Here is a 15,109-nt window from a genome sequence, read left to right on the forward strand (position 1 = left end):
TAAACCGAACGAAGTTCGTTTATATGCAAGCGGCCATTTCGATGGCCGTTTTATTTGCACTAAACGCCAAGGTTTGATCCGAATGAAATCTGCATATGCGAGCGACGATGGCGCTGGCCGTTTTATCTGTACTAAACGCTAAGGTTTGATCCGAATGAAATCTGTGTACAAGCAAGCTGTCGTTGCGCTGGCCGTAATGGTTGCTCTGAATGCGCAAGCTGCGGCACCGGTCAGCGATCTGGGCGGTGACTCAAGTGGTGGGGTTGTCCTTAGCGGCAACAACGGCGCCATCGTGCCCACCGGTAGCCTGGAAGATCGGGTTGCCCTGCTGGAGCGCACCCTCAATGCCCGTCTGCGACTGCAAGCTGAATTGCAGCAACAGGTCGACTCCCTGCAAGGGGAGGTCTCCGAACTGCGCGGTCAGCTGGAGCAGCAGACCTACCAGATGGAACAGTCGCAAGAGCGCCAGCGTCAGCTCTACCAGGAGCTCGACAAGGTTGCCAGCAGCCAGCAAGCTGCTCCAGCCGCCCCGGCCCCTGCTGCTGCCACACCGGCTGCTGCCGCCAATTACTCAACCAATCAGGATGAGAACCAGGCTTACGACGCAGCGGTCAACATGGTGCTCAAAGAGAAGAACTATGACAAAGCCATTCCGGCTTTCCAGGGCTTCATCAAGCAGTACCCCAATTCGGGCTATGTTCCCAATGCACACTACTGGCTTGGCCAGTTGCTGTTCAACAAGGGTGACAGAGCCGGTGCCTCGGCCCAGTTTTCGACCGTGGCCAACAAATACAGCAAATCCCCCAAGCGAGCCGATGCGCTGCTGAAGCTGGGTATGCTGGCGCAGCTGGATGGCAAGAAGGCGGAAGCCAAATCCTTCTATGAGCAGGTGATCAAGGGCTATCCTGGCACAACGTCAGCCAAGCTTGCCGAGCAGAGCCAGGCCAAGCTGTAACATTGCTGTATGTCACTGTTTTCGTAACGCTACTGTAAAAACAGCCTGCATTTGTACGCACAGTGAGCAAACGGATTTAAATTACGAATTTTCTGTTGCACCGGAAATTTAAATCCGTAATATAGGCCGCCGTCAGAGCCGAAGCAGTAATGCAGTCGGAACTGGTCGTGGTGAGGGTCGTTAGCTCAGTCGGTAGAGCAGTTGACTTTTAATCAATTGGTCGCTGGTTCGAATCCAGCACGACCCACCATTTTCTCCACTCGGTGGAGACAGAATTCCCAGGTCGTTTAGCTCAGCTGGGAGAGCACCTCCCTTACAAGGAGGGGGTCACTGGTTCGATCCCAGTAACGACCACCAGTTTGTAGAAAAAATGATTTAGATGGGTCGTTAGCTCAGTCGGTAGAGCAGTTGACTTTTAATCAATTGGTCGCTGGTTCGAATCCAGCACGACCCACCATTTTCTCCACTCGGTGGAGACAGAATTCCCAGGTCGTTTAGCTCAGCTGGGAGAGCACCTCCCTTACAAGGAGGGGGTCACTGGTTCGATCCCAGTAACGACCACCAGTTTGTAAGTAAAAATGATTTAGATGGGTCGTTAGCTCAGTCGGTAGAGCAGTTGACTTTTAATCAATTGGTCGCTGGTTCGAATCCAGCACGACCCACCATCATTTCAAGAATCCCAGGTCGTTTAGCTCAGCTGGGAGAGCACCTCCCTTACAAGGAGGGGGTCACTGGTTCGATCCCAGTAACGACCACCAGTTTGTAAGTAAAAATGATTTAGATGGGTCGTTAGCTCAGTCGGTAGAGCAGTTGACTTTTAATCAATTGGTCGCTGGTTCGAATCCAGCACGACCCACCATCATTTCAGAATCCCAGGTCGTTTAGCTCAGCTGGGAGAGCACCTCCCTTACAAGGAGGGGGTCACTGGTTCGATCCCAGTAACGACCACCAGTTTGTAGAAAAAAATGATTCAGATGGGTCGTTAGCTCAGTCGGTAGAGCAGTTGACTTTTAATCAATTGGTCGCTGGTTCGAATCCAGCACGACCCACCATCATTTCAAGAATCCCAGGTCGTTTAGCTCAGCTGGGAGAGCACCTCCCTTACAAGGAGGGGGTCACTGGTTCGATCCCAGTAACGACCACCAGTTTGTAGAAAAAAATGATTCAGATGGGTCGTTAGCTCAGTCGGTAGAGCAGTTGACTTTTAATCAATTGGTCGCTGGTTCGAATCCAGCACGACCCACCATCATTTCAAGAATCCCAGGTCGTTTAGCTCAGCTGGGAGAGCACCTCCCTTACAAGGAGGGGGTCACTGGTTCGATCCCAGTAACGACCACCATATTCGCAAGCGAAGCTGAGATATCAGCTGCGGTTGCAGAGAAAGTCCCCATTCAGATGGGGATTTTTTTTGCCTGAAATTCAGTACTCCAGCTTCTTCTGTTGCCGGTGTGGCGAGCCAAGCACCACCTCTTATTGTGCCACTCTGTCATTTCGCACATTCTCTACTCTGCTCTGCCGAGATTGCCCGACTGCACTCCTGTCCATCGTGATGCTGCTCATATGAACGCCTGTAATAAAGTAAACGCCAGCAATAAAAAGGGCAGGCCAAGGCCTGCCCGCAAAGATGCGCAAGGTGCTACATGATCCCGCGGATCAGGATCCCGCTGATCAGCAGCGGCGCCACCACGCGCCAGCACCAGAGCAGCGCCAGACGCAGGGCGGGTGACAGGCCCGCAGGCAATATGGCATCACCCAATTGCCAGCCCAGCAGCAGGGTCAGTACCAGACCAAACAGCGGCATCATAAGGTTGGAGGTGAGATAGTCGAGCAGCTCGAAGATGGTCTTGCCAAACAGGGTCAGATCGCTCCATGGGCCGAACGACAGGCTCACCGGAATGCCGGATGCCATGATAAGCAGGGTCAGTACCCGGCAGGCGCCACGGCGCGACCAGCCCCACTCCTCGGTGGTGAAGCGCACCAGATGCTCCAGCATGGAGATGGAGGAGGAGAGGGCGGCGACCAGCAGCAACAGGAAGAAGACTACCCCCAGCCCCTGACCGAACGGCAGATGGCTGAACACGGCAGGCATGGTCATAAAGGTGAGCCCTGGGCCCGCGGTGGGATCGATGCCGGTGGAGGCCAGCGCCGGGAAGATCATCAAGCCCGCCAGCACCGAGATAAGGCTTGCCAGAGTGACCACCCAGACCCCGGAGCGCAGCACCCCTTCGCTATTGGGCAGGTAGGCGCCATAGGTCGTGTGTACCCCGAGCCCGATGGAGAGGGAGAAAAAGGCCAGCCCCAGCGCGTCCAGCACGCTCTGGCCGGTCAGCATGGAGAAGTCCGGCAGCAGCAGCTGGCGCACACCCGCCATGGAGCCCGGCATGGAGAGACCGACCCCCACCAGCAACAACATCATGATGAAGAGCGCGGGCATCATCCAGCGCAGTGCCCGCTCCACCCCTTTCTGAATACCCCCCTGCACGAACCACCAGGTCAGGCCTGCGAAGATCAGATGGGTCAGCACCGGCCACCAGGGGTTGCTGACATAGCCGTTGAACAGGGCGGTGAGGGCGCTCCCCTCGCTCAGGTTGAGCTTGCCAGCCATCGCCAGCGCGGCGTAACCCACGGTCCAGCCACCGACCACGCTGTAGAAGCTGTAGATAAAGAAGCCGCAGGCGATCCCCATATACCCCATCCAGCGCCAGTTCGGCCCCACCAGTTTGCGAAAAGCGCCGAGCACCCCGCGCTGGCTATGGCTGCCGAGCAGGGTTTCGCCGACCTGTACCGCTACCCCCAGGGTGAAGCTGAACAGCAGAAACACCAGCAGAAAGGCGCCACCGCCATTGGTGGCGGTCACATAGGGAAACTTCCAGATGGCACCAAGGCCAATCGCTGTGCCTGCTGCGGCCAGCACATGACCGAGACGGGAAGACCACTGAACCTGGCTCATACAACCTCCGGGTAACACGACATCGAAGCAATACTCCTCTGTAGCAATAAACGACAGACCATAAAAAAGGCCGCCTGAGGCGACCTTTGCAATGAACATTCAGAAAAACTGTGCGTGCAAGGTCACCTCTCTTGCGAGCTAAAAAATCGACCAAACAGCACGAGGATGGTAGACATGAGGTGACAACCTGACTAATGAATGAGGAAACAGCCTAAACCATGGAAAGAATAATTGACACATAAAATCAAAAATTTTTTATGTGTGCCGCTGTCACCACTCTGGCTATACGTACAACTCAGTGGGGGAAAACCTCGCCGGGCCGTATCTTTTCTACCTTGTGGCTATTTACTGGGCGATAATCGACGTAGCTTCTTCTGGAACTAGTGACCGCGGCATGGCGCGGACGGGAACAACGATGAGACAGGATGTCGTATGAGATGGATGGTGTTGCCCTGGTTACTGATCAGCCTGAGTGTGTCGGCGCAGCCCGGATTAACCCTGCTGAGTCACGACTTACCCCCCTTTACCGAATACCACGACGGCAAGCTCGATGGCTTCGCCATTCGTTTGATTGATGAGGTGCAGGAGGAGCTTGGCACCCGTTATCCGGTGCGGATTTACCCGCTCAAGCGGGCGCTGGCGCTGGCACGGGTCGAGCCCGGCTATGGACTGTTCGTGGTACAGCGGCTCCCGGAGCGGGAGTCCCATTTCAAATGGGTTGGCCCGCTCTTTATCAATCGGGTCTTTATCTATCAGGCGCCGGATAGCCGCCACCCGCTGACCTCGCTGGCACAGTTGCGAGATCTGCCCAGAGTGGGGGTGGTGCTGGGCAATGCCGATGATGTGCGGCTGACCCATGAGGGCTACACCAATCTGGTGCGCTACAAGACAGTCGGGGAGGCGATAGAGCGGCTGATGCTGGGCAAGATCGATGCTTTGCCGATGGCGGAGCTGGTGATGGAGGCCACCCTCGACAAGATGGGGTTATCCCGGCGCAGTATCGTCAGCAGTGGAGTGCTGCTCCATCAGGCCGGTCTCTATATCGTCTTCTCCAAGGGAACGGAGGATGCCGAGATCACCCGCTGGCAGCATGCCCTGGAGGCCGTCAGAGCCGCCCAGGGGCGGGCCGATGAGCCCACCCGCGAAGAGTAACCGTCACACCAGACCGCGAATCAAGATCCCGCCGATCAGCAAGGGGGCAATCCAGCGCCAGCAGTTCATCAGCAAGTGATGCCAGTGGCTGGCAATCCCTTGCGGCAGCGCCTTGCGTCCCAGCTTCCAGCCCAGCAGCAGCGTCAACATCAGGCCGAACAGCGGCATCATCAGGTTGGATGTGACAAAGTCCAGCAGCTCGAAAATGGTTTTGCCAAACAGAGTGGCGTGTTGCCGCGGGCCAAACGACAGGCTGACTGGAACACCGCTAACCATGACGAATCCAGTGATGGCGCTGCAGGCCGTGCGGCGTGACCAGCCCCAGGTCTCGCACAGGAAGCACTGCAAATGCTCCAGCAGAGAGATGGCCGAGGAGAGTGCCGCAAAGACCAGCAGGGCGAAGAAGATCACCTCAAGCACCTGACCGAAGGGCAGCAGCTGAAATACCGCCGGCATGGTCATAAAGGTGAGGCCGGGGCCGGAGGCCGGGTCGATACCGGTCGAGGCCAGCACCGGGAAAATCATCAAACCCGCCAGTACCGCCACCATGCTGGCCAGCAGCACCACCCAGAGGCTGGAGCGACCAACCCCTTCGCTGGTCGGCAGATAGGCGCCGTAGGTGGTGTGAATGCCCAGACCGATGGAGAGGGAGAAGAAGGCCAGCCCCATGGCATCGAGCACGCCGGACATCCCCAGCTTGCTGAAGTCGGGCATCAGGAAGTGACGTACTCCCGTCATCGCATTGGGCAGGGTGAGGCCAAAGGCGACCAGCATCAGGATCATCAGGAACAGGGCCGGCATCATCCAGCGCAAGGTGCGCTCCACCCCTTTCTGAATGCCGCCTTGCACCACCATCCAGGTGAGGGCGGCAAACAGCAGGTGGGTGAGGATTGGCCAGACGTCGCCGCTGACATAGTCATTGAAACGGGCGGTGAGGGCCGCCGCATCTCCATGGTTGAGCTGGCCTGAGATGGCCATGCCGGTATAACCCAGGGTCCAACCGCCCACCACGCTGTAGAAGCAGTAGATGAGCAGGGTAGAGATCACCCCCATTACCCCAACCCAGCGCCACTGTTTGCCGAGCAGATCAGAGAAGGCACCGACTACCCCGCGGCGACTCATGCTGCCGAGCAGGGTTTCCCCCATCAGTACCGCAACCCCCAGCGTGAAGCTGAACAGCAGAAAGACCAGCAGGAAGGCGCCGCCGCCGTTGACGGCGGTGACATAGGGGAATTTCCAGATTGCGCCGATACCGACCGCGGAACCCGCTGCGGCGAGGATGTAGCCGAGCCGGGATGACCATTGGGACTGCTTCATAAGAACTCCAATCGAGCGCCCCTGGACAGGGGCAGAATGGCGCTCATGTTACGGAGGTCACGGCGCAATCACTACGACGGTTATCAGGCGTAAATGCGATTTATTGGCATGATTGGCTAATTTAATTCTGTTTTTTGCCCAATCCTGCCACCAAATAAAAACCGGAGCGAGATTGCTCCGGTTTGGTCTCTGACAACAGCTCGTCTGCGGACTAGATCACCCCCAGCTCCCGCAGCCGCTCCATCAGGTAGCTGTGGGCGGTATGGCGCTCGGAGAGCACCACCTCGGGCCGCGGATGGAGGAACAGCGGTAGGGAGATACGCGACTTGGCGGCGCTGCCACCGGTCGGGTTGATGACGCGGTGGGTGGTGGAGGGATAGTAGCCGCGAGAGGCCTCCTGCAGCATATCGCCGATATTGATGATGAGGGTGCCAAAGTCGCACGGCACATCCATCCACTCGCCATCGGAACCCTTCACCTGCAGCCCCGGCTCGTTGGCGGCGGGCAGAATGGTGAGCAGGTTGATATCCTCGTGGGCGGCGGCGCGGATGGCACCCGGCTCCTCGGTGCCATCGAACGGCGGGTAGTGCAGCACCCGCAGCAGGGTCTTCTGGCTCTCTTCGATCATCGAGGAGAGGGGGCAGCTGTAGTGAGCGGCGATATCGGCCGGGGTGTACTGCTCTACCCAGCCCAGCAGCTCGGCGGCCAGACCGTTGGCGAGGCGGTAGTACTCCATCGCCTGCTCCTTCAGCTCTTCCGGCATCTGGCCCCAGGGGTAGATGTGGAAGTACTCCTTGATGTCTTTCTGGCTATGGCCTTTGGCCACCTCGGAGACCGAGGGTGGGAAGTAGCCATCCTGGGTCTCGCGGTTGAACAGGAAATCCTGCTTCTGCTCGCTCATGAAGAAGCGATACCAGTTGTCGTAGATGGACTGCACCAGCTCTTTCGGAATGGGGTGGTTGGTCAGCACGCCAAAGCCGGTGGTTCGCAGGGATTCGGTGAAGCGTTGGGCCGCATCGGGTGAGCGGTAATCGACGGTCAGGACTTTCATTGTTTTTGTTGCGCGCCAGTTAAAAGATGGCGCAGTTTACCTTGCACCTGATAACAAGGAAAGCGGGTTGGCCGCCCCGTCCGGCACGGCGTTGAATAGTGACAAAAACATCAAATAAACCGCGCCAGACCGCACGGGAGCGCATCCCTTGTTATGGCCTTTTATCCTCTCTAGAATGCCGCTCACTATCTTTTCCGGAGTCTGTTCATGTCCCTCAAAATCCTGTTGCTGACCCTGCCGGTATTGCTGGCGGGATGCAGTGCCCTGTCAGAAGATGAGTGCCGCACCATGAGTTGGTACAACCTGGGTTATCAGGATGGATCGGAAGGCAAAACCCGTCAGGCGACCCGCGACTACGTTTCGTCTTGCAGCGAATATGGCCTCCGGGTGGATGAGGCCGAGTGGAAACGGGGCTACGACAAGGGACTGGAGCTCTACTGCATTCCCGAGCTGGCTTACAGCAAGGGCAAGGAGGGGCAGGCCTATCTGGGGGTATGCCCCAATGACGCCAGCTTCCTCAAGCAGTATCAGCGTGGCTATGAAGAGTACAAATTGGCTGCCCGCCTGCGGGAGATCAGCGACGAGCTGGAGCGTACCGAGCGGGATATCGATACGCTGGAGCGCAGCATCCGCAACGAAACCAACACGGAGCAGCGTGACTATTACCGCGCCAAGCGCGATCGGGCCATTCGCCACTACGAATCCCTGCGCCGGGAGTACAACCGTCTGCGCTATCCGGATCGGGTGATCCAGTTCTCCTTCGGCGGTTAATCCCTCTCTTCATGGCCAGCCCGCGTGCTGGCCATGTTGCATCCTGTCAGATCAGGGCAGTACCCAGCGCTGCAGCGCCAGTGCGATACCATCTTCGTTGTGGTCGGCCGTGACCCGATGGGCATGGCTCTGGATCTGCGGGGCCGCATTGCCCATGGCCACCGCCAGCCCAACTTGCTCGAACATGCTGATGTCGTTGTTGTTGTCCCCAAACGCTACCACCTGATCCATCGCAATCCCTTCGCTGGCTGCCCACTGGGCCAGCCGGTTGCCCTTGCTGCAACCGGGCTGCACCAGTTCTACCGCATAGGGGGCCGCCCAGTCACGGGTAAAGGGCATCTGCTCGACCACCTCGCCCATAAAGGTGTGCAGGCGCGCCGGATCCTGATTGAACAGCTCCAGTTTCCAGACCGGATTGTCGAGCCAGCCTGCCAGCTCCTCGACCGGGTGGAGGGCGATCTTGAGGTGGTCCGGCTGATTGGTCGACCAGTGGCGAATGCGGGTGACATGCTCTTCACAGCCTATGTAGCCAATGCCCTCGCTCAGGTGGAACAGGGCGCCCATCTGCTGCGCCTCGACCGCGGCCAGCAGCTCGGTAAGCGGGGCGACCGCCAGCGGGTCGCCACTTAGGATCCGGTTCTGCACCGGATCATAGAGATAGGCGCCATTGCTGCAGATGAGGGGGGTATCGAGGGCCAGCTCGTGGTGAAAGGGGCGCGCCGTCATGTAGTGGCGCCCCGTGACCAGCAGCACCTTGATGCCGTGGGCGCGGGCCTGCGCCAGGGCTGCCCGGGTGGCCGACGAGATCTTGTGATCCCTGGTCAGCAGGGTGCCATCCATATCGAGCGCGATGGCCTTGTACTCACTCATAGCTCCTCCAGCATCGAACAAATCCGTAAAGAGCTTTACCGTCCCAGACCCGGCGCCCCGATGCAAGTCTTGCCCGTGGCCGAAGCGCCGAACTGTGATCCCTTCGTGGCTCAGGTGCAGCTGGCCAGCTGTTGACGACGGTCGGCACGGCGGCGCAGCAGATAGAAACCGGCGGCACTGGCAAGGGAGCAGAGGGTGGCGAGATAGAAGGGCCACTCGGTACCGGCCAGCAGCACCAGACTGCCGAGCAGCACCGCCAGTATCTCGCTGCCTACGGCGAGGGCGCGGTAGAGCCCCATCGCCTGCCCCTGTTGCTCCGGGTGACTGCGGTTGGAGATCGCCACCGAAGTGGCCAGCTCTCCCAGACTCATGCCGATGCCAGCGGGAACGAAGGTAAGCGCCAGTCCCCACCAGTGCACGGGCAGGATAAAGAGCAGCATGCCGCTCGCCATCACCAGATGGCCGACAATGCCGAGGGAGCTGCCGCGCCAGTGACGGGCGATGCGGGAGCCGAGCCAGGAGCCCGCCATCATGGGCAGGCTCACCAGCACCGCCGCCTGCGCCAGCTGGGCCGGATCCCAGGCCAGCCTCTCCACCAGCCAGATATTGAAGTAGGTGAAATAGAGCTGCACGGCGCCATAGCTGATCAGGGTGAGCGCGAAGTAGGGCAGCAGGGCCGGTTGCAGCAACAGCTGGCGGCTGGAGAGGGTCGCTGCCTCCCGGGCGGCCGCCACCGGCGGACGATGGGGCACCAGCCAGAGCACCAGCAGCAGATTGAGCAGGGTCATCGCGACGGCCAGCCAGGCCGCCAGACTGTAATCCCCCGAGATCACCGCGGCGTAGCCCCCGATCACCGGTCCCACTACCCAGCCCAGATTCATGCCGATGTTGATCCAGGCGAAGCTGCGCGCCTTGTGCTCCTTGCCGGCGAGATCCGCCGCCATCGCCTGCACGATGGCGATGTTGCCGTTGCATAGCCCCTCCACAATCCGGCTGAGCAGCAACAGGGGGAGGGAGCGCCAGGCGATACCGAGTGCCATCAGGGCATAGCCTGCCAGTACCCCCGCCAGCGAGAGCAACAGCAGTGGCTTGCGGCCATAGCGGTCGGAGAGGCGACCGAGCCAGGGGCTGCCCACTAGCTGGAACAGGGGATAGAGCCCCATGATGACCCCCAGCCACACCTTGCGGCTCCAGTCGGAGGCTTCCGGCGTCAGCATGCCGTGGGCCGGATCCAGCAGCAAAGGTGCCAACACCGGGGAGGGGAGACTGAAGCCTGCAACTGCCAGCGTGACCGTCATGACCAGCACCCAGAGGGGATTTTTGTGCTCGTGTTTCTCCATGCTGCACCCATTAAGTAAAGTTATTGGTTTATTTATGCTGGTTCATAGACGGGATTAAGTAAAGTGAATTGTTGATTTAATAAAGGGCGCTCCCATAATGAGATCATGAACGCAAGCACCGACAAGATCCTGTTTCTGCTCAAGAGCCATGGCCCGCAGAGCGCCGCCGCGCTGGGGGAGCAGTTGCAGATGACCTCCATGGGCGCCCGCCAGCACCTGCTCACGCTGGAGCAGGAGGGGTGGGTCACATTCAGCGACGAGGCGCGCGGGCGCGGTCGTCCCGTGCGGCTGTGGCAGCTCACCGAGCAGGCCTGGCAGCGCTTCCCCGATAGCCATAGCTACCTGACCGTGCAACTGATCGACAACGTGCGCGAGCTGTTTGGCGAGGAGGGGATGGAGCGGCTGATCCAGCAGCGGGAGCAGCAAATGCTTGCTCGCTATCAGGAGGCGCTGGGGTCCCATGGTCTATCTGGCCGGCTGGCGGCGCTCAAGGAGCTGCGTACTCGCGAGGGCTACATGGCGGAGATCCGCCGCGAAGAGGATGGTAGCTGGCTGCTGTGGGAGAGCCACTGCCCCATCTGTGCGGCAGCGCGTACCTGCCGCGGTTTCTGTCGCAGCGAGCTGGCGCTGTTTCGCCAGCTGCTGGCGCCGGCGACGGTGGAGCGGGAGCAATATCTGCTGGAGGGGGCGCACCGCTGTCTCTATCGCATCACGCCGCCCGCGCTCTGATTGCGTCAAACGCCCAAAAACAACAAAGCAGGCGCCGGGATGCCTGCTTTGTTGCCTTCGGGGAGGGGGTTCTCTCGTTCCAGCCCGTCGTTTCCCGATAAGGTAAGACGGCTGATGGGGCTCTTGACCCGGTAAGGTCCTTCACCGCAGAGACCCGGTCAGGTATCTGCTTTGCCACCGGAAGATGTAACCATAGTATCCCTCCCGTGCCGGTGAGTGGTTGCAAAGTAACCACTTATTTCGGTTGTTTTTGCAATAGTTCACCCTTAATCTAGGAAAAGTGGATTAGTCATTGCAACGAGGAAGGGTAAATGCTGAAACTTGATCGCATAGACAGACATATTCTCGAGCTGATGCAGGAGAATGGCCGCATCAGCAATCTGGAACTGGCCGAGCTGGTCGGGCTCTCCCCGTCCCCCTGCTCCCGCCGGGTCAAGGCGCTGGAGGATGCCGGCCTCATCGACACCCACGTTACTTTGCTCAACGCCCGCCAGCTTGGCCTCACCCTCACCGCCTACATTCACATTTCCATGGACAGACACACGCCCGAGCGGTTCGAAAACTTCGACCGTGCCATCAGCGAACTGCCCGAAGTGCTGGAGTGTGACCTCATCACCGGCAATGATGCCGACTACCAACTCAAGGTGGTGGTGCGCGACATGGAGCACTACCAGCACTTCCTGCTGGACAAGCTGACCCATATTCCGGGGGTGACCGGGGTGCGCTCCAGCTTCGTGCTGCGCCGCATCAAGCACAAGACGGCGCTGCCGCTCAACCATCTGGGGTGAGCCCGCGCAAGCCGCTCATAGAAACAGAAAGAGGAGGCCACTGGCCTCCTCTTTTGCTATTCGCTCTTGGTTATTCGGTAGTGGTTATCGGGTCTGGATTAGCTGTCGCAGTGACGGGGCGACTGCCGTGGTCAGACGCTAACCTGGCTGATGTCTTCCACCTGCAGCAGCCAGCCGCTCTGCTCCTGCAGCGGTTCGCCGCTGACCCGCAGCCGCTCGCCGGTCGGCACCCACTGCCCTTCGGGCAGGGAGACCAGCAGGCTCTCGCTGCCGTTGTCGAACACCCAGCGATCTTCGCCAAGCGATTCAATCAGATAACCTTCCATCTCCACTCTGGACTCGGCTTGCCAGGATGGCGCAACGGAATCACGGCTCTCGATGAAATCCCCCTGAACACCAAAACTGGCTAGCCCCCACAGAATGGAGAGCCCAACGATGGATGTTTGCATCTTGTCTCTCCTCTTTTGGAACTGTAGGGCCAGTATGGGAACAGAAAACTGAGCGCACCATGAACAAGGTGGCAAAGTGCTGGCGAGATCGCGAAAAAAACCGGCCAATTGGCCGGCTGTGTCATTTTATGGTGCCTGGATCACACTATTTAGCGGCTTCTTCTGCCATCCGTTCAGCTCTTGGCTTATTCGTCCACATGGCTACCCCGCGATGATCCTCACAGATCCCCTCTGCCACCACGGCGCGAACCCGGGTGCCATCTTTGCAAATGGCCTGCCAGGCGTCGGCATCATCGATGGCGAGCGAGTTGGGGGGCGGCGTGGTTTGGCAAGCCGTGAGCAGCAGGGCGCACAGGGGGAGCAATTTTTTCATGGCGGACTCCTCGAGGTGATGGGGGACACAGAGGATTGGGATGACCTCTCCATCCGGGCTTCACCCCCCAGCATCAGTGATAACCGGTTAAGGGGCAAGGGGAGGAGCCACCGACAGGCGCAGGTGCCGTGCAGCCGGGGCTTGCCCTGTGCCCTCCTTGGGCCTAAGGTGGGCCGTTTTACTGCCTGATTGAAGGAGCGTTTTCATGTCCACTCTCTATCCCCGCGTCGGGGTCGGCGTCATCCTGACCAACGCCCAAGGCCAGGTACTGCTTGGCAAACGTAAGGGGAGCCATGCCCCCTACTGGTCGATCCCGGGTGGTCATCTGGAGTTGGGGGAGAGCTTCGAGTCGGCGGCGATCCGCGAGGTGGCCGAGGAGACCGGACTGGAGATCCACGGGCCCGAGGTGGTGGCGGTGACCAACAATCTGGAGACCTGGCGCGAGAGCGGGCTGCACTATATCTCGGTGACGCTGCACGCCCGGGCCGATGGTGAGCCGCAGCTGCTGGAGCCGGAGAAGTGCGAAGGCTGGGTCTGGTGCGATCCGCGCGAGTTGCCCGAGCCCCATTTCGATGCCAGCCGTCAGTCCATCGCTTGCTGGCTGGCGGGACGCTGCTATCTGCCGGGTGATATGCCCATGGTGTCGGCCTAATCAGCCTGATTGTCATAAAACGATCATCGCGCTGTCATAATATCCCCTCTCCATCGGGAGAAGAGGGATGAGGGAGAAGAGCGTGGGACAGGTATTTATTCAGTTTTTATGGCTGGGATGTATCAGCTTTGGTGGTCCGGCCGCTCATATCGGCTATTTCCAGCGTACCTTCGTCCAGCGGCTCGGCTGGCTGACCCAGGCCGAATTTGCCCGCTTGCTGGCGCTGTGCCAACTGCTGCCGGGGCCCGCCTCCAGCCAGCTTGGTTTCGCCATCGGTCGTCATCGCGCCGGTCTGGGTGGGGCGCTCTCTGCTTTTGTTGGTTTCACGCTGCCCTCATTTCTTCTTCTACTGGCGGCTGCGATCGGCATCGGCCAGCTGGGCAGCAATCTGTGGCTCGATGCGGCGCTGCACGGCCTCAAGCTGCTGGCGCTCATCGTGGTGGCCGATGCGGTGCTTACCATGAGTCGTCAGTTCTGTGCCACGGGAATGACCCAAGGGATCATGGTGGTGACCGCTGCTGCACTCTGGTGGCAGCCCGGTCTGCTGACTCAACTGTTGATGCTGGCGGGAGCGGCGCTGATCTGCGCCCGCAGCCAGCGCGGGGCGGGGAGTCGCCCTGCCACCGCTGAGTTGCCTGCTGCCGCCAGCAGTCAGCCTCATTGGCCGACCCTGCTGCTGTTTGGCATCCTTTTTATCGGCCTGCCGCTGCTCGGTAGTCCACTTGGTCAACTGGTTGCCGACTTCTATCGCACCGGTAGTCTGGTGTTTGGCGGTGGTCATGTGGTGCTGCCGCTGCTGCAAGAGAGCGTGGGACACACTCTCAACGAGCAGCAGTTTCTGACCGGTTACAGCTTGGCCCAGTTGGTGCCGGGCCCCATGTTTACCCTTGCCACCTATCTTGGCGCCCAGCTGCAGCCCGAGATGCCGATGATCGGGGCCCTGTTGGCGACCCTGGCGCTCTTTGCACCCGGCTTTCTGCTGCTCTGGGCGGTGGGCCCCTGCTGGCAACAGTGGCTGGCCCGGCCCCGTCTGGCGGGGGCCGTCACCGGAATCAACGCCGCCGTGGTGGGCTTGTTGCTGGCGGCCCTCTATCAGCCGGTGTGGCAGAGCGCGGTGCTGGCGCCGACCGATCTGGCGCTGGCGGCCATCGGCTTTTATCTGCTGCGGGTGTTGAAGTTGCAGGTGCCGGCCATCGCGGCCCTGTTGGTGATGGCTGCTATCCTGCTGGCGTGAATGCGGTGAAATCCCGATAAAAACGGCGCCTCCGTGATGGAGGCGCCGTTTTTATTGCAATGGGTCAGCTGCTTAAGCGTCGGGATCGAAATCCAGACTCAGGCTGTTGACGCAGTAGCGCTGGCCAGTCTCGGTCGGTCCATCGGGGAAGACGTGACCGAGGTGAGAGCCGCACTGGCGGCAGGTGATCTCCGCCCGCTTCATGCCGTGGCTGTTGTCCTCGGTGTACTCCACCGTCCCCTCGATGGCCTTGTCGAACGAGGGCCAGCCGCAGCCGGAATCAAACTTGGCTCCTGAGTGAAACAGCACGCTCTTGCAGCAGACACAGAGGTAGTCGCCGCTCTTGCGATTGTGGAGCAGGGCGCCGCTGTAGGGGCGCTCGGTGCCCTTCTCCCAGCAGACGTGAAACTGCTCGGCGGTCAGTTTGTTGCGCCACTGCTCCGGATTGTTACTGCTCATACCGACTCCTTGCCATCCA

15 protein-coding genes and 12 tRNA genes are annotated in these 15,109 nt (G+C 59.7%); 19 read left to right on the plus strand and 8 right to left on the minus strand.

All coding sequences use genetic code 11. From position 1 onward, the window contains the following. Nucleotides 1-154 precede the first annotated feature (154 nt). The 13 genes from ybgF to ACTG2U_RS16340 all read left to right on the plus strand — a co-directional run bounded on the left by ybgF (nt 155) and on the right by ACTG2U_RS16340 (nt 2,294). Nucleotides 155-955, plus strand: coding sequence for a tol-pal system protein YbgF (gene ybgF, locus ACTG2U_RS16280; RefSeq protein ID WP_162517473.1), 801 nt, complete (start codon nt 155-157; stop codon nt 953-955). A gap of 174 nt (nt 956-1,129) precedes the next feature. After that, nucleotides 1,130-1,205 (plus strand) — tRNA-Lys (locus ACTG2U_RS16285). A gap of 31 nt (nt 1,206-1,236) precedes the next feature. Then, nucleotides 1,237-1,312, plus strand: a tRNA-Val gene (locus ACTG2U_RS16290). A gap of 24 nt (nt 1,313-1,336) precedes the next feature. Continuing rightward, nucleotides 1,337-1,412: transfer RNA gene (locus ACTG2U_RS16295), tRNA-Lys, on the plus strand. 31 nt (nt 1,413-1,443) lie between these two features. Then, nucleotides 1,444-1,519, plus strand: a tRNA-Val gene (locus ACTG2U_RS16300). Nucleotides 1,520-1,544: 25 nt separating this feature from the next. Then, nucleotides 1,545-1,620 (plus strand) — tRNA-Lys (locus ACTG2U_RS16305). Between the two features lie 17 nt (nt 1,621-1,637). After that, nucleotides 1,638-1,713: transfer RNA gene (locus ACTG2U_RS16310), tRNA-Val, on the plus strand. Between the two features lie 25 nt (nt 1,714-1,738). After that, nucleotides 1,739-1,814: transfer RNA gene (locus tag ACTG2U_RS16315), tRNA-Lys, on the plus strand. Between the two features lie 16 nt (nt 1,815-1,830). After that, a tRNA-Val gene (locus tag ACTG2U_RS16320) sits at nt 1,831-1,906 on the plus strand. Nucleotides 1,907-1,931: 25 nt separating this feature from the next. After that, a tRNA-Lys gene (locus ACTG2U_RS16325) sits at nt 1,932-2,007 on the plus strand. A gap of 17 nt (nt 2,008-2,024) precedes the next feature. After that, nucleotides 2,025-2,100: transfer RNA gene (locus ACTG2U_RS16330), tRNA-Val, on the plus strand. Nucleotides 2,101-2,125: 25 nt separating this feature from the next. After that, nucleotides 2,126-2,201: transfer RNA gene (locus tag ACTG2U_RS16335), tRNA-Lys, on the plus strand. Nucleotides 2,202-2,218: 17 nt separating this feature from the next. Next, nucleotides 2,219-2,294: transfer RNA gene (locus ACTG2U_RS16340), tRNA-Val, on the plus strand. Between the two features lie 297 nt (nt 2,295-2,591). On the opposite strand, the gene ACTG2U_RS16345 is transcribed toward ACTG2U_RS16340, so the two are convergent. Further along, nucleotides 2,592-3,905 (minus strand): sodium-dependent transporter, encoded by a 1,314-nt coding sequence (locus ACTG2U_RS16345; RefSeq protein WP_362772657.1) that lies wholly within the window; start codon nt 3,903-3,905, stop codon nt 2,592-2,594. 432 nt (nt 3,906-4,337) lie between these two features. Here ACTG2U_RS16345 and ACTG2U_RS16350 point away from each other — a divergent pair, with 432 nt between their 5' ends. Then, nucleotides 4,338-5,057 (plus strand): substrate-binding periplasmic protein, encoded by a 720-nt coding sequence (locus tag ACTG2U_RS16350; protein ID WP_439974764.1) that lies wholly within the window; start codon nt 4,338-4,340, stop codon nt 5,055-5,057. Nucleotides 5,058-5,060: 3 nt separating this feature from the next. Here the strand turns inward: ACTG2U_RS16350 and ACTG2U_RS16355 are convergent, their stop codons facing one another. After that, nucleotides 5,061-6,374 carry a sodium-dependent transporter gene (locus tag ACTG2U_RS16355; protein ID WP_439974765.1) on the minus strand — a complete coding sequence of 438 codons (1,314 nt, stop codon included), beginning with the start codon at nt 6,372-6,374 and terminating at the stop codon, nt 5,061-5,063. A 211-nt stretch (nt 6,375-6,585) separates the two neighbouring features. Continuing rightward, nucleotides 6,586-7,425 (minus strand): isopenicillin N synthase family dioxygenase, encoded by an 840-nt coding sequence (locus ACTG2U_RS16360; RefSeq protein WP_139436950.1) that lies wholly within the window; start codon nt 7,423-7,425, stop codon nt 6,586-6,588. Between the two features lie 207 nt (nt 7,426-7,632). Between ACTG2U_RS16360 and ACTG2U_RS16365 the strand changes: the two genes are divergently transcribed. Further along, on the plus strand, nt 7,633-8,196 hold the full coding sequence (locus tag ACTG2U_RS16365; RefSeq protein ID WP_201907570.1) for a DUF2799 domain-containing protein: 564 nt from the start codon (nt 7,633-7,635) through the stop codon (nt 8,194-8,196). A 51-nt stretch (nt 8,197-8,247) separates the two neighbouring features. On the opposite strand, the gene ACTG2U_RS16370 is transcribed toward ACTG2U_RS16365, so the two are convergent. Further along, entirely contained in the window at nt 8,248-9,066 is an 819-nt protein-coding gene (locus ACTG2U_RS16370; protein ID WP_201907572.1) for a Cof-type HAD-IIB family hydrolase, read from the minus strand. A gap of 110 nt (nt 9,067-9,176) precedes the next feature. Continuing rightward, entirely contained in the window at nt 9,177-10,406 is a 1,230-nt protein-coding gene (locus ACTG2U_RS16375) for an MFS transporter (RefSeq protein ID WP_439974766.1), read from the minus strand. A 105-nt stretch (nt 10,407-10,511) separates the two neighbouring features. On the opposite strand from ACTG2U_RS16375, the gene ACTG2U_RS16380 reads away from it, so the two are divergent. Beyond that, the gene (locus ACTG2U_RS16380; protein WP_439974767.1) at nt 10,512-11,135 is read left to right on the plus strand and encodes a helix-turn-helix transcriptional regulator; all 624 of its coding nucleotides are present in this window, start codon (nt 10,512-10,514) and stop codon (nt 11,133-11,135) included. A 311-nt stretch (nt 11,136-11,446) separates the two neighbouring features. Further along, nucleotides 11,447-11,923 (plus strand): Lrp/AsnC family transcriptional regulator, encoded by a 477-nt coding sequence (locus tag ACTG2U_RS16385; protein WP_005304871.1) that lies wholly within the window; start codon nt 11,447-11,449, stop codon nt 11,921-11,923. Nucleotides 11,924-12,054: 131 nt separating this feature from the next. Here the strand turns inward: ACTG2U_RS16385 and ACTG2U_RS16390 are convergent, their stop codons facing one another. Beyond that, nucleotides 12,055-12,372 (minus strand): hypothetical protein, encoded by a 318-nt coding sequence (locus tag ACTG2U_RS16390; protein WP_439974768.1) that lies wholly within the window; start codon nt 12,370-12,372, stop codon nt 12,055-12,057. 145 nt (nt 12,373-12,517) lie between these two features. Beyond that, nucleotides 12,518-12,745, minus strand: a complete 228-nt coding sequence (locus ACTG2U_RS16395) for a hypothetical protein (RefSeq protein WP_439974770.1) — start codon at nt 12,743-12,745, stop codon at nt 12,518-12,520. Between the two features lie 205 nt (nt 12,746-12,950). Here ACTG2U_RS16395 and ACTG2U_RS16400 point away from each other — a divergent pair, with 205 nt between their 5' ends. After that, complete coding sequence (locus tag ACTG2U_RS16400; RefSeq protein ID WP_439974771.1) at nt 12,951-13,397, plus strand: nucleotide triphosphate diphosphatase NUDT15; 447 nt, start codon at nt 12,951-12,953, stop codon at nt 13,395-13,397. A 67-nt stretch (nt 13,398-13,464) separates the two neighbouring features. Continuing rightward, the gene (gene chrA / locus ACTG2U_RS16405) at nt 13,465-14,631 is read left to right on the plus strand and encodes a chromate efflux transporter (protein ID WP_439974772.1); all 1,167 of its coding nucleotides are present in this window, start codon (nt 13,465-13,467) and stop codon (nt 14,629-14,631) included. A gap of 72 nt (nt 14,632-14,703) precedes the next feature. On the opposite strand, the gene msrB is transcribed toward chrA, so the two are convergent. Beyond that, nucleotides 14,704-15,090 carry a peptide-methionine (R)-S-oxide reductase MsrB gene (msrB, locus tag ACTG2U_RS16410; RefSeq protein ID WP_439974773.1) on the minus strand — a complete coding sequence of 129 codons (387 nt, stop codon included), beginning with the start codon at nt 15,088-15,090 and terminating at the stop codon, nt 14,704-14,706. Between the last annotated feature and the right edge of the window lie 19 nt (nt 15,091-15,109).

It is taken from the genome of Aeromonas sp. 95A (assembly GCF_051919235.1).
Classification (GTDB): Bacteria; Pseudomonadota; Gammaproteobacteria; order Enterobacterales; family Aeromonadaceae; genus Aeromonas; species Aeromonas veronii.